Raw genomic sequence first — 14,076 nt, forward strand, 5'->3', positions numbered from 1 at the left:
CATCTCCCTCTTATTATTAAGGGTTTACCTATTTGGAAAACACATTTTAAACCATACTTTTTGATTGTAATCTAATTTAATATTGGTTGAAAGTGAAATCTTAATTTAACTTATACAAAATGAAAAAGTGGAAAAATTTAAATTTTCAAAAAAGGGCTACACATTTAAAATAAATTCGAGTATACTGTTATATAACAAGGATGTAAATTATATTCTGTATTATAAAAAGGAGTGGAATCATGTTACATTATAAAGTGGAATCTTTAGAGATTGCGTCAAGAAAGATTTGTCAAGAATGCGGTCAAAAAATAAATGAATATACTGATTCATATTTAATGGAATGTGATCGCTGTTTATCAAAAAAGGCTGAATAGCAGGCAAATGAAAAGCTATGGAAAATCGCAGCTCCATAGCTTTTTCTATTGAATTTTCATCCCAATAGTAAATATATCCGTTTCAGTTGACAGTGAATAAGAAGCCGTTAACTATCAAAACTTATGATTAAAGAAATGTTACAGCATATCTTATAAAGGGGTGTTATAAATGAAGAAAAATGACGCAAAAGGAAGACAAGCCCTAGATAACGCTCTTAACGCGGAGAACTCCCTTAAACATAATAATTATCCGAGTGGTTCAATTGATGAACATCGGGCAGTTGAAACAGGCAATATTTTATTAGCCGATAAAGAATTAGGTCAACAAAACGAGAATTCGTAAAAAAATAAGACCGCCCGAATTTATTCAGCAGTCTTATGCTCGTAATTTATTCAATTTGCGGTAATTCCCTCATTTCAGGGGATGTATCATTTCCACATAAAGGACATTTAAGATCAGCTGATGCAAATTCCTTTCGCATCCAGCCATTACAGCTTGTACAAGCATAAACTTCTGTGTCCAGCATGACAACCTCTGGTTTATCATCTTGACCTCTTCTATTGAAAAATATAACAAACGCCCCCTTTTTTTCTAGTATGGACAAAAAGAGGGAAAATATCCCGCGAAAAAATTTATGACAATTTCTTTAAGTCAGGAGGATTTCAAAATTGGATAACCAAAAATCTATAAAAAAATATACAGCAGCTGGGACCGATATTGAAGAAGTCAAACGGCTGAATAGTCAATCAGGTCTTTCCTATAACGAAGTGAAAAGATTGCTTGCCAGAAAGTTTATGAATAAATATATTGAATAATTGATAAAAAAAGAAGTTGCAGCTTAAAGCAACTTCTTTTTCATAAATATCACTAATTTTTAGCAACGGAAAGGGTTGAATGGCCCTTTTCCTCTTTCAATAGCCATAGATTAAGGATAATCCCCAATAAGCTCAAAACACTGAAAAATAAGTATAAACTGTAAATATTAAATTCCTCATAAATGATACCGCCGACAAATGTGCAAAACCAGTTTCCTAAGCCATTTCCAATTGCCGAGTATAATGTAATAGCAGTAGCGGTAATATGAACAGGCGTAATATCTCTTATATACTGAAGACTTGCAGGAATGAATAAACCAATTGAGAAACCTTGTATGACAGCTGTTGCGTAAATGACCCACAGACTTGGCTCCATAAAATATAACAGCCATCTAATTAAGGAAACAGCACCAGCAAGTGCAGCAATCTGCAATAATCCAAAACGGTGGATCCAGCTGCCAGCTGCCTTCATAAAGGGAATTTCGGACAATACAGCAATTAAAAAAGCAATCCCTATTCCTGTATAGGTCCCCCCGCGATTTTCAATAAAAAGGCCAAAGTAATTATTATTAGCGAGATTAGGACCAAAAATCAGAAAAGTAATTACGAGGAAAATGAGAAACCTTTTATGGACAAGAATTTCCTTAACACCAGAAAGCAAGTTCTGATTATTGGAAACATTTTCTGAAGGCATTTTCCTTGCTAGAATACTGGCGATAAATAATGAAGCAAAAAAGGAAATAAAAATGATTTTTGGATTCCATTCAGATAGCCTCCCCATAATAAAAACCGCTACCCCAAATCCAAGAGACCCAAACAATCGGATATTCCCATAATTGACTTTGACTTTACTTGAATATTTGATTGATAAACTATCTGATATCGGAATAATCGCACTCTGGAAAATGGCTACACAAGTAAAAGTAATAAAGATCCAGTAGTAGCCGCTGAACGTGATAAATCCAAGGGAAAATATCCCAGCAATTAAAGTTGTGACTGTAAGAATTTTAATAGGAGCGTTAAGCTTATCCGAAACCATTCCCCATAATGGCTGAAAGAAAATCATAATTATTGGGCTAATAGACATGATGGTCCCAATTTGATAGCCATTTAAATGTTCAACTTCACTTAAATACACACTGAGCAAAGGATACAAGCTCCCCACGCCAAAAAAAGTTAACAAGTAAAACCCTTGCATGGATAAAATATTTCTTTTTATTTGTTTATTCATTTTGGAAACCTCTTAATATTTTAATAAGCAAGACTTATTGTATCATTTTTTATTCTCACTTCGATACTTTAAAATGATTATCTTCGCAAAATATCAAAAGCTCCCAATTATTTAGGAGCTTGTAATCATTATTTTTTATTTGTCACGAAGTTGATCGTAAGCCCTTTTTCAATTTTCCTTGCACTTAATTGCAAAGTTAGTAAAGTAACTCCTACCGATATGATAAGTGTAAAGATGCTGCAAATAATGGTTAAGAAAGTCTTGTTATCATTTTTCCATTCGAGAAGTGATACAAGCATTCCAAATATACCTGTAGGACGCCCTTCATGCTGAAAAATGGGAAGAGCATCCGTTGGAATGAGGACAAGAACAGAAGGTAATGCAGCAATAAGTAAATATCCGAAAGATAGAAACATTAATAAAAAGGAAACCCCTGTCTCCAGCCTGTTTTGCGGGTTATTTGGATTATATTTTGCACCAATAGCCCCAAGCCAAAGTCCAATTCCTGTTATTCCTAAGGACATGATCGCCACAACGGCAATACCGAAAAAGATATTTAAGAGGCTCCATTTTAAAAATATGCCCCCAGCAAATTCTAAAATAATTAAGAATACAACAGGAATCAACCAATTGATCCAAAACTTCCCAAGTGCGATTTTCCAGCCTGATAATGGCAAGACATGTAAAAAGTGAATAGAGTATGCTTCCCTCGCAATTGAACCGGAAGCAAAGGCGCCAGTTAGAAATGTGAACATAAAAAGGAAAGTAGCTTGTGCAGCCATCCACGAAATTTCTGGATTATGAATGATTATATTTATCATATTTTTATCATTTATGATTGATATGAAAGGAAAAAACATAAAAAACATAAATGGGAGAAAGGCTACCCATTCTCTCAAATCTCTTTGGATGGCCCTCCACTCTTTAATTCCTATCATCATAATTGGATGATAAATCTTAGCACTTGCTTTTTTGCCATTGCGTTTTTTCTTTGTGCGATTTCCTTCGTTCATTTTTATCCAGCCAGTTCTAAACCCTTTTTCAACTAGTAATGAAGTAATGAAGAGCATAAGTGCAGCAAAAATGAAAGTCATCAGAAACGGGAGAAAAAAGCTAAAAGACCCAGATGATGCTTCAGTAAGAACCGTACCTCCCCATTCCATTGGCAGCCATTTCGGCATCTGTGGGATTTGTGTCATTTCTTGTCCATTTGGATTATTTTTCATCAATATATTAGGAAGCTGAAACAAAACATATACAATAATACCGGCTAAGGCACTCATTACTGTCATTAATTCCTTTGCTCTATGAACAGGAATCACTTGAATTAATACTAAATTCATCATATAAGCAATGCTCATCCCAATCAATGTGAATAGAAGTGAGGTTATGTAAGCCATTGGGTAAAATACAAAACTAGACTTACTGGCAATGCCAAAAACAGTTAAGAGAATAATCGAAAATAACCAAAGAAATCCAGGAACACCAATAAAGCTTTGCAAAAACTTGACCCAATAGATGCTTCGTGTTTTGATCGGCAAAGTAAATAATAATGATAAATCATTTGTCTCATATAAATTTTTAAAAACCTGTGGAACTCCAAACAAAATGTTAAAAGCAATGAGACCAGAAAAGGCATATGCAAATATAGGATCAAAAAAATCTTTAGGCATCGTCAAGGCCATTGCACCTATCGCGATACTTAATAGGACAGTGACAAAAATTGCGCCGATTGCAGCAAAGACAGCAGCAATTTTCGTACTGTCTGGAGCCGTTCGAAATTGATTTTTCCCCATTTGCCAGAATAATAGGATGAGTCTTTTTGTCATTTCTCCACCTTCTCTTCATCATCCGAAAGCTCAGTTATCAAATGTCTTACATCTGAATCCCCTGTTAATTCTAAAAATAAATCCTCTAATGAAGTATCGGTCTTGCCTTCCCTTTGCCTTAATTCTTCCATCGTCCCAATAGCAATGATTTCTCTATTTTTGATGATTCCGACTCTGTCACACATTTGTTCAGCAATTTCTAAAATATGTGTTGACATAAACACAGTCATACCCTGCATGCATAATGACTGCAAGAGATTCTTTAATGTTTTTGCCCCTTTTGGGTCAAGACCTACAGTTGGTTCATCAAGGAATAAGACTTCAGGCTGGTGAATCAAAGCACCACATAAATTGATTTTTTGCTTCATTCCATGTGAATACGATTCAATTAGCTCATCTGCTCTTCCAGATAATTCGAACAATGAAAGGTATTTTTCCATTCTTTCTTCAAATTCATCCTGCTTTATTTCAAACACACTACCTATAAATCTTAAAAACTCTCTGCCGGATAATTTCGGATATAGAATGGGTTGATCGGGAATATACGCCATTTTCCTTTTTGCTTCAAGCGGAGATTTCCATATATCTGTCCCCGTTATTTCAACCTGTCCGCTTTCAGGCTCAAGTAAACCCGTCATCATTTTAATCGTTGTTGTCTTACCCGCTCCGTTAGGACCTAAAAAGCAAAATAACTCGCCTTTTTTTATTTCAAAATTAACGTCCTTTACTGCATGATAAGAACCATATCTTTTCGATAGATTTTTCACAACGATTGCATTTCCATTATTCATTTTCAACCACCTCGAAACTTTTATATGTAATTCCAACAGTATATACGTTCTGATTGGAGAAAAGTTCCATAAAAGCAACAATACCTTCTAGTGTCTATCCATTTAATTACTAGTTAAATAGTAGATCATCTTCAGTAATTTTTATTTTCGGAAGTGTAAAGTATATAGAGGTGCCTTTATTTATTTCACTTTCTGCCCAAATTTCTCCTTTATGTTTTCTAATAATTTCCTTACAGATGGCGAGTCCCAAACCATGGCCATCTTCCATAGCCTGCCCTTTTTTAGTATACGATCTTGTGAAAATCGTATGAAGATCTTCAGGTTCGATTCCAGATCCTGAATCATGGATTGAAATGCATACAAAATCAGATGACTCCTCAATAATTAGTTCAAGTTGAATTTTTCCGTTTTTCGTATACTTGATTGAATTATTGATTAAATTTGAAATCAGCTGATCCATTCTTCTAATATCAACAGAAACTAATGGATAGTCTGAGTCATTTAATGCTGGAATCGTAATGATAAAATCTAAGTTGTTCTTTTTAACATCCCATTCATACTGACCACAAAGATATAAGAAGAGTTTATTTATAGCGACATTTTCCATTGAAAAATGGAAGCTCCCAGCTGTTAGCTGTGATAAATCAAATAAGTCTTGAATTAGACGATTCAAAGAAAGGATACGTTCTCTGCTTCTTTTTAAATAGCTTAATTGTTTATCAGGAGAATCAATAATTCCATCAATAATCGCTTCAATATACCCTTGTATTGAGGTTATTGGAGTTCTTAAGTCATGAGAAATATTCGCTAAAAAGTCACGTCTCAACGTTTCTTCCTGTTCAAGTTTATTATTCGCCTCAGCAAGACTCGTTATGGCACCCTGAAGATCATTTGTACGCTCCTTTACTTTTTCTTCAAGCATCGTGTACACTCTTGCGTTTACGAGTGAAATAGCAGCCTGTGATGAAAGAATTGTTAACATTTGTATGCTTTCTTTCGTAAATGCATGAGTCATGATGTTATTTTCTAAATATAAAATTCCTATTAATAGATTTTGATATATAATCGGCAATGTTAGTACGGATTTCGGCTTCTTTAATTTGACATATGGATCATCAATAAACAGTCCAATTGCACCTGCATTTTCTAGGACAATTGCCTCTTCCGTTTTGAGAACATAATGAATAAGTTGAAGAGGAATTTCTTGTGCAAACTCGGAAATATCAACTTGATTACCCAATAAATAAGTTTTGTCTAAGTTCCCTTGAATGGCGGGATGTAATCTGCCTTCCTCATGAAGAAGTAAATATCCTTTTTCAGCTCCAGCATTTTCAATCATGATTTTCATCATTTTGATCATTAATTCTTCATAATTGATTTCCATTGATATTGCTTGCGTAGCTTTAATAATTGTTTCCGTATCGATATTTACAGTTCTAGCGACCTGATCATTTAACAAGGGAAACATATCTAAATTCTGTTTTTTAAAATTCTCTGCTTTTATAACTGCACCCCAGCTTACATATTGTTGATAAGCCAAATTGAAAAAATATTGTGCTAATTGCTTATAGCCAATTCTTATATAATAATCACCCATACATTCATAAATAATCGCTTCATCCTGTAAAAATCCAGATTCACCTGCTGAAAAGGCAGCTTTTTCATAATAGCCAGTGATCACTTCCTTGCTTTTATTCAATACTTTATTTAGTTCTGCCTTCATTAGCAGATATTTATGTTGATAATTTACAGGGGCATTTTCCGCCCACTTTTTCATTTTTTGTATATTTCTTTTTATTGTTCGAATATAAATCTTTCTATCCAGCTTAGTAGCCTTTTCATATAAACGACATAACCATAATGTTTGATAAAAATAATATTCAGGTGTTATAACGAGAACATTTGTTTTTGTTATTAGTTTTGACAACATCTTAAGTAAGTTGCTTGCCTGCTCCTCTTCTTTTAATAAAAATGCCATTTGCAGTCTTAAAGTATAATGAATAATATCAGCAGACTGATCGCTATTTGTAATTGGCATATCAAAATTAGGAGTTACATCCTTATTCGATAGTACGTCAAGCCAATGCTCCATTTCATGAATAAAATCTACTGAGATTCGATAGTTAATACTTTTTACGAATTCCAGCTGTTTTTGAACACCATTCGATACTTCCTTAAGGCTGTTGCCTTGAATAAACATAGTTATAATGATAAAGGAACTTGATGCACCAGCTAAATGAATGTTACCTGATTCGACACTAAGCTGCTGTGCTTCATTTAAGTATGAAAGATTGTCGCGCAATGGATTTCTCCAATGATTAACAAATGTGCCGAAAACAAAATAAACTCTTGCTTTCAAATTAATCTTATTTCCTCGTTCTACATGCTGTAATGCAATGTTGCCGTATTCATAGCTATCAGAAAAATTATTAAAGCCAGCACTTTGAATAAGTGAATAATTATTAAATACTAAGCAAGTAAAATCCGTTTGACCATTTTTTAATGTAAAATGAAAAGCCTTTAGCATTAAATAAGTAGATAAATTCTGATTTACATGAAACGATGGGGCATTTAAATTAATTAATGTTTCAATAAAAAGTTTCTGTGATGGTTCTTTCATATGTGGCAAGTTGAGAAGTGTTGCTGGTTTTTTGTTAATAAGTGCAAATTGAATAAGAAGTAACTCTTTAGCTATGTCTGCTTTCCTTGGATTTGGTTTAATGTTCCAATTAAATAACTGCAGCCCTTTCAAACCCGCATCAACAGCTTCATTTACTCGATGTAAATGGGTAAATAACATAATCATATTATTGTAAAGTTTAATTTTCTCTTCTTTTGTCTTCGCTTTATCTATTACTTCTTTAAAGGTATTTTCAGCTAGCTTAAAATTACTATTTAGATAGGCTGATTCCCCTAATCCTTTCATTATTTCAAAAGTTAGGGAATAGTTGTCTTGCCATGAGTTCTCCTGTAAAAGCCCCTTTGCCTCATAATAGAAATTGTATGCAGCCTGAAACGCAGCCACTTTTATTGCTTCTCTCCCCGCCCGAGCATTTAAAGTTGCTAACTCCTTCCGCTCTTCCTCCGATAACAATTTAGTGCAAATATTCAAGTGTGACACAGCTTCAAATAAATCCTCATTATTTACATGGATAGGTTGATTTTCTTTTAAATATTTACCAATTTTTAAATGCAAATATTGTTTCTCATCTAATGAAAGAAGTGAATAAAGGGCTTGCTGCACACGGTCATGGATAAATAAAAATTTATTATTATCTTCTTCTGAATGATTATCAACTATAGGTACGACAAACCCTTTAGTAACAGCATCCTGAAGTAAATGATTGATGTTTTGACTATCGATTTTCAAAATTTCAGATATTAGTTCTCCATTCACTTTTCTGCCTAAACAAGAAGCTGCTTTCAGTAATTTTTGATCATGTTCGGGTAGCTTTTTTATCCTGCTAATAATGAAGCTAACAATATCCTCATTTATTGAGATCTCATTTAATAATGTAAGCTGAATATGTTCCATTGCTTCATCATCAGCTGATACTAACATTTCTTTCGTTAAGCTTCGAAAAATTTGCGTGATAAAAAAAGGATTTCCTGCTGTTATTTTGTAAATAATCGAAGAAATTTGTGTACTTATCCGGCTATATCAAATTGAATAGAGATCCAGTGAGTGATTTGTGCTATTGACAATTGTTGGAGGGAAATAACAACTTTATCATTTAAATTCGTAAGAATACTTTCTTTTAAAGCTGTGTTTACTCGATTGTTTTCCTCCAAATCTATGCCATCTCTATAGGCAATAATCAAAAATAATCGATTTTCCCTCGTATTATTGATTAAGTAACAAATTAACTCTAATGATGCTGCATCAGACCATTGAAGGTCATCGATAAAGATGATAAGTGGACATTCAATTGAAATAAAATTAATCAATTTTTGAAACATCATTAAATAATGACTATGATTATCGTATGAAGACATCCTCTCAATTGCAGGCTGTTTTCCAATAATCCATTCAATTTCAGGAAGAAGAAAGGATAAAGCACTCACATATGGTCCAAGTTCATGAAGAATTTTTGATTTCCAGATCGTTACATTTTTTTCTCCCTTTGATAAAATAATTCGAACCCAAGTTTTAAATGCTTGGATAATAGGGGCGTACGGAATATTCCTAAGTAATTGGTCAAACTTTCCTTCTAAAAATAAAAAATTATTTTCCATGTTATTATTATGCAAATAATGAACTAAACCAGTTTTGCCGCTGCCAGATGGCCCTGATATAAGAGCAGTCTTTGAGGAACCACCAAAGACGCATGCTAATCCTTCATATAAACTTTCTAATTCCTTTTCCCTGCCAAACAGAACATTTTTCATTTGTTTAGTAGCTTTATTTTGATAATTTAAAGGAAACTTCTTTACCCAACCGGTTTTGACAAATTCATCATAGCAATATTCAAAGTCCTTCTTTACTGAATTTACAGACTGATAACGTTCATCAGGTGATTTTTCCAATAGCTTCAAGATAATATTTGAAAGGATTTCTGGGATGTCGGCATTAATTTCTGAAGGCGAAGTAGGAATTCGGGCTAAATGTGAATGTATAGTTTCTGAAAGCTCTGAGTCTTCAAAGGGAAGCTTTTTTGTCAGAAGCTCATAAAAAATAATCCCAAGAGTGTACAAATTGGCCCGATAATCTGCTTGGATATTAATTCTTCCCGTTAATTCTGGCGGAATATAGGCGATTTCCCATGAAGATAATAATTTATTTGTTTGATCCGTTATGATGCTTTTACCACGATAGAGCGAATTAAAAGTACCTAATAACGATAGTTGTCCTTTTTCAATATTGACGATGAAATTATATGGATTTAAATGAAGAAACATCAAATCTTGATCGTGAATATATTCAATGATTTCACAAAATTGAATGGCTATGGTAAAAAAATCTTTTAAAGTGTACTTTTGTGTGTATACAAATTTTTTATAAAGCTCCCCTTCGAACGGTTCATAAACGGGTAGGATTTCATTGTTTTTTTTCTCCAACCGTATTGGTACTACAATGCTTGGATGGTGTATGAAGGATAGTAAATCAAATTCTCTTTGAAAATATTCAAAATCATATTGCGTGTAAAAAGAAGGCTCCATGATCTTTTGTATGATGACATCATTTTCATTGAAAGAAGAATAACCTAAATAATATTTGGCAAATTCGTCTTTGTCTTTTTGCATTAATTTTTTATACCCAGAAACATTCAACATATTCCTCATCCTTTAAAAACTTTAATAAAACTTTAAGTAAATTTATACTGTACTTATAATATTTAATATATTCTAATTACTATATCAATTCTGCTAATGGAGGTTAATATGGAGCAATCTTTAAATAGTAGTACAATAGCTTCCGATAAAGCAATTCATGGAAAACTGGATAAAGAATGGCTATCCCTTATCATCAAAGCTAAATCAATGGGTGTTTCAATCACAGACATAAAAGAGTTTTTAAGAAATAATCCTTCAGCTATTCAAAGTCATCGTTAAATTTATACCCTATTCCTCTTACGGTTTGTACATATATGGGTTTTACTGGGTCAGGTTCAATTTTTTTTCTCAAGTTGCTAACGTGTACCATTACCGTACGATTGTCACCAAGACTGTCTTCACCCCATATTTGCTGAAAAAGTTGTTCCACACTATAAACTCTTCCAGCATTCTTAGCTAATAGGCATAATAATTGAAATTCTTTTGCTGGCAGTGAGATTTTTTCTCCACATTTTTGTACCACATGTCGATCTATATCTATTGTAAGGTCGGGAAATTGAAGAATATCGTTTTCCCGATTTTTCTTTTCGTTGCTGCTTTCGAAATCATTTTGTCTGATTCTTCTTAATTGCGCTTTAATTTTTGCAACTAATACTGCTGGGCTAAACGGTTTTGTTATATAATCATCCCCACCAATTCGTAAGCCTAGGATTTTATCAATATCGTCTTCTTTTGCACTTAAAAATATAATAGGCACATTTGATTTTTTCCGTAATGACTGGCATGTTTCAAATCCATCTACTACCGGCATCATTACATCCAATAAGATTAAGTCAAAATTATTACTCCCAAAAAGAAGCAGTGCTTTTTCCCCGTTATCTGCCAATGTAACATCATAGCCTTCATTATTTAAATAAAGATACAAGACCTCCCTAATATCACGATCATCATCTACAACTAAGATCTTTTCGGTCCGCATAAACATCCCTCCTTAATAGCGACCTTTTTCAATCCTTATTAGTTAAACGAGATTATTTCTATTAAAATCATTATAATTTTACTACAAAAATACTAAAAATTCCCTAAATTACCATTAAATATTGATCGCAATTCATTGTTTAGTAAAATTTGTAAGCATTCGTCGAACGGTGTCAGAATATTTGTAATGTTTATAGTTGATTATTAAACTATTAAATTGTTACCATTGTATTGTAGGTGTTCGCGAAAGAATTCTACTCAACATGGCATCATGAAATACATAAGACTACAATTCTAAGGAGGAGTTTTATGAGCCAATTAACAGTCAATTTATTAGAGAAGGTAGAAAAGTTCTTAAGCGGTAAAAAACATTTGTATATTAATGGAGAATTTGTAGAAAGCAAGTCTCAGAAAACATTTGAAACATATAATCCTGCCACTGGGGAGGTTCTTGCAAACGTATTCGAAGCTGGTCCAGAAGATATCGACCTTGCTGTGAAAGCTGCTAGAAAGGCTTTTGATGAAGGTCCATGGTCTAAGATGGGAACTGCAAAAAGAAGCAGACTCATGTATAAGCTAGCAGATTTAATGGAGGAAAATGCTGCTGAATTAGCACAATTAGAAACATTAGATAACGGAAAACCAATTCGTGAAACAACTAATGCTGATATTCCGCTAGCTGTTGAGCATATGCGTTACTATGCGGGCTGGTCTACGAAAATCGTTGGTCAAACCATTCCAGTAAATGGTCCATTCTTCAACTATACTCGTCATGAGGCTGTGGGAGTTGTCGGACAAATTATTCCATGGAACTTCCCTCTTCTAATGGCAATGTGGAAGATGGGAGCGGCACTTGCTACAGGCTGTACAATCGTACTTAAGCCAGCCGAACAAACGCCTCTTTCAGCATTATATTTAGCAGAATTAATTCAAGAAGCGGGCTTCCCTCCTGGTGTCGTCAATATTGTTGCAGGTTTTGGTGAAACAGCAGGCCAGCCGCTTGTTGATCATCCGCTAGTTGACAAAATTGCATTCACCGGCTCCACAGAAGTTGGAAAAATGATTATGGAAAGAGCTTCAAAAACGTTAAAAAGAGTCACTCTTGAACTAGGCGGAAAATCGCCTAACATCATTCTTCCAGATGCGGACTTATCAAAAGCCATCCCTGGTGCTTTAAATGGGGTTATGTTTAACCAAGGTCAAGTTTGCTGCGCTGGTTCTCGCGTATTTATACAGAAGAAGCATTTTGACAATGTTGTGGCAGATATGGCAAGCCATGCCAAAAATATTAAACAAGGTGCAGGTATTCATGCTGATACAGAGATTGGTCCGCTTGTCTCGATCGAACAGCAAAATCGTGTACTAGGTTATATCGAAAAGGGCATAAATGAAGGTGCCCAGCTTGTTGTTGGCGGTGAAAAGCCACAAGAACAAGGTTACTTTGTCTCCCCTACCATTTTCGCTGATGTTAGTGATGAGATGACAATTGCGAAGGAAGAGATTTTCGGACCTGTTATTTCTGCCCTTCCATATGATGATCTCGATGAATTAATTAATCGCGCGAATAGCAGTGAATACGGACTGGCAGCAGGTGTTTGGACTCGTGATGTCGCGAATGCACATTATATTGCCAATAAACTGCGTGCAGGTACAGTTTGGGTAAACTGCTACAACGCCTTTGATGCAGCTTCTCCGTTTGGCGGATACAAGCAATCCGGAATCGGCCGTGAAATGGGATCCTATGCATTAAATAACTACACTGAAGTGAAGAGTGTTTGGATTTCAATGAAATAATTAACTCGCTTAAAAAGCCAAAGGAATCGATTTCCTTTGGCTTTTCCAATTTTTAAAAATAAAACCTCCCACTCTATATCTATGTTCACATATTATCCATAGGATTTTTCTCACATTTTCATTATTCTTATTAAGGGAGGGGAAATAATGAAAAAACTATATATTATTTGTGGAATTATTGTTATTTTAGGAATCTCGGCTGGAATTTCCTTTTTTATTATTCGAGATGTGACATCTAAGATTCCAGATGACATTACGCTTGTAACGATGCACGAAGAAAAATATGCGTTCTCGGAATCAAATAAAAAGCTGAAGCTGGTCGAATTTATGTATACCCACTGCCCTGATATTTGTCCAACGACTACGCAAAAAATGAAATTTTTGAAAAAGGATTTAGAAAAGGCTGGGGTTTTTGGCAAAAATGTCGAATTTTTGACGATTTCAATTGACCCTTATCGGGACACGCCAGAAAAAATGAAGAATTATATGAAAACCTTTGAGATTGAAGATGACGGAAATTGGATTCTCCTTACAGGGGACCAGAATAATATGAAAGCGGATCAAGAGGAAATTAGAGAATTAGCCGGCACTTTTCAATTCCAGTACAGAGATCCTGGGGATGGATTCTATGTTCATAGCACCTTTGTCTATTTAATTGATGAAAACAATAATTTTATTAAGAGATTTCCAATGGGTGAAGAGTTTAACGAAAAGGAAATTTACAAAAAAATTATGAAAGAAATTTAAAAAAAAGGAAAAAACGTTAAACGTCTTCTTGTTTAACGTTTTTTCCTTTATTTCGAATATGTTTAATGGTTAGTTCGGACTTGATGATAGTCTTTTGTTTTGTGGAAAAGCAATGATCATTTTTGATCTTGGTTTTGTAAAGCTTACATTAATCCCTGCTTTTTTTAGACGATTTACTAAATCAACAAGTTGTTTTTTGGCCACAATAAAAACTCCTTTATCCTGCCTATATAGGTTCATTG

Annotated in this window: 13 protein-coding genes; 6 read left to right on the forward strand and 7 right to left on the reverse strand. The window is 34.1% G+C overall.

Going from position 1 to position 14,076, the window contains the following annotated elements; all coding sequences use genetic code 11:
• The first annotated feature begins 239 nt into the window (after positions 1–239).
• Both yhfH and V7127_RS25025 read left to right on the forward strand, forming a co-directional pair.
• Complete coding sequence (yhfH, locus tag V7127_RS25020; RefSeq protein ID WP_438824063.1) at positions 240–374, forward strand: protein YhfH; 135 nt, start codon at positions 240–242, stop codon at positions 372–374.
• 169 nt (positions 375–543) lie between these two features.
• Positions 544–717 carry a hypothetical protein gene (locus tag V7127_RS25025; protein WP_335490831.1) on the forward strand — a complete coding sequence of 58 codons (174 nt, stop codon included), beginning with the start codon at positions 544–546 and terminating at the stop codon, positions 715–717.
• Between the two features lie 46 nt (positions 718–763).
• Here V7127_RS25025 and V7127_RS25030 read toward each other — a convergent pair whose 3' ends face one another.
• Positions 764–979, reverse strand: coding sequence for a cold-inducible protein YdjO-related protein (locus tag V7127_RS25030; RefSeq protein ID WP_335347922.1), 216 nt, complete (start codon positions 977–979; stop codon positions 764–766).
• 64 nt (positions 980–1,043) lie between these two features.
• On the opposite strand from V7127_RS25030, the gene V7127_RS25035 reads away from it, so the two are divergent.
• Positions 1,044–1,190, forward strand: coding sequence for a hypothetical protein (locus tag V7127_RS25035; protein ID WP_335354104.1), 147 nt, complete (start codon positions 1,044–1,046; stop codon positions 1,188–1,190).
• 52 nt (positions 1,191–1,242) lie between these two features.
• Here V7127_RS25035 and V7127_RS25040 read toward each other — a convergent pair whose 3' ends face one another.
• The 5 genes from V7127_RS25040 to V7127_RS25060 form a co-directional block, all read right to left on the reverse strand.
• Positions 1,243–2,421: an MFS transporter gene (locus tag V7127_RS25040; RefSeq protein WP_335354105.1), complete on the reverse strand. Its 1,179-nt coding sequence runs from the start codon at positions 2,419–2,421 to the stop codon at positions 1,243–1,245.
• A 128-nt stretch (positions 2,422–2,549) separates the two neighbouring features.
• Entirely contained in the window at positions 2,550–4,250 is a 1,701-nt protein-coding gene (locus V7127_RS25045) for a putative ABC transporter permease subunit (protein WP_335490833.1), read from the reverse strand.
• Entirely contained in the window at positions 4,247–5,041 is a 795-nt protein-coding gene (locus V7127_RS25050; protein WP_335490836.1) for an ABC transporter ATP-binding protein, read from the reverse strand. The genes V7127_RS25045 and V7127_RS25050 overlap by 4 nt, the downstream gene beginning before the upstream one ends.
• Positions 5,042–5,150: 109 nt before the next feature.
• A complete protein-coding gene (locus V7127_RS25055) occupies positions 5,151–8,603 on the reverse strand; it encodes an ATP-binding protein (RefSeq protein WP_335490838.1) in 3,453 nt (1,150 codons plus the stop codon).
• A gap of 86 nt (positions 8,604–8,689) precedes the next feature.
• On the reverse strand, positions 8,690–10,315 hold the full coding sequence (locus V7127_RS25060) for an AAA family ATPase (protein ID WP_335490841.1): 1,626 nt from the start codon (positions 10,313–10,315) through the stop codon (positions 8,690–8,692).
• Between the two features lie 108 nt (positions 10,316–10,423).
• Here V7127_RS25060 and V7127_RS25065 point away from each other — a divergent pair, with 108 nt between their 5' ends.
• Complete coding sequence (locus V7127_RS25065) at positions 10,424–10,594, forward strand: anti-repressor SinI family protein (RefSeq protein ID WP_335345954.1); 171 nt, start codon at positions 10,424–10,426, stop codon at positions 10,592–10,594.
• Here the strand turns inward: V7127_RS25065 and V7127_RS25070 are convergent.
• Positions 10,575–11,294, reverse strand: a complete 720-nt coding sequence (locus tag V7127_RS25070; RefSeq protein ID WP_335345955.1) for a response regulator transcription factor — start codon at positions 11,292–11,294, stop codon at positions 10,575–10,577. The genes V7127_RS25065 and V7127_RS25070 overlap by 20 nt on opposite strands.
• A 308-nt stretch (positions 11,295–11,602) precedes the next feature.
• Between V7127_RS25070 and V7127_RS25075 the strand changes: the two genes are divergently transcribed.
• Together V7127_RS25075 and V7127_RS25080 are read left to right on the forward strand one after the other, a co-directional pair.
• Positions 11,603–13,087, forward strand: coding sequence for an aldehyde dehydrogenase family protein (locus V7127_RS25075; RefSeq protein WP_335345956.1), 1,485 nt, complete (start codon positions 11,603–11,605; stop codon positions 13,085–13,087).
• Positions 13,088–13,234: 147 nt separating this feature from the next.
• Positions 13,235–13,834: an SCO family protein gene (locus tag V7127_RS25080; protein ID WP_335490844.1), complete on the forward strand. Its 600-nt coding sequence runs from the start codon at positions 13,235–13,237 to the stop codon at positions 13,832–13,834.
• Positions 13,835–14,076: the final 242 nt, after the last annotated feature.

Source organism: Bacillus sp. JJ1773 (assembly GCF_036962035.1).
Classification (GTDB): Bacteria; Bacillota; Bacilli; order Bacillales; family Cytobacillaceae; genus Cytobacillus.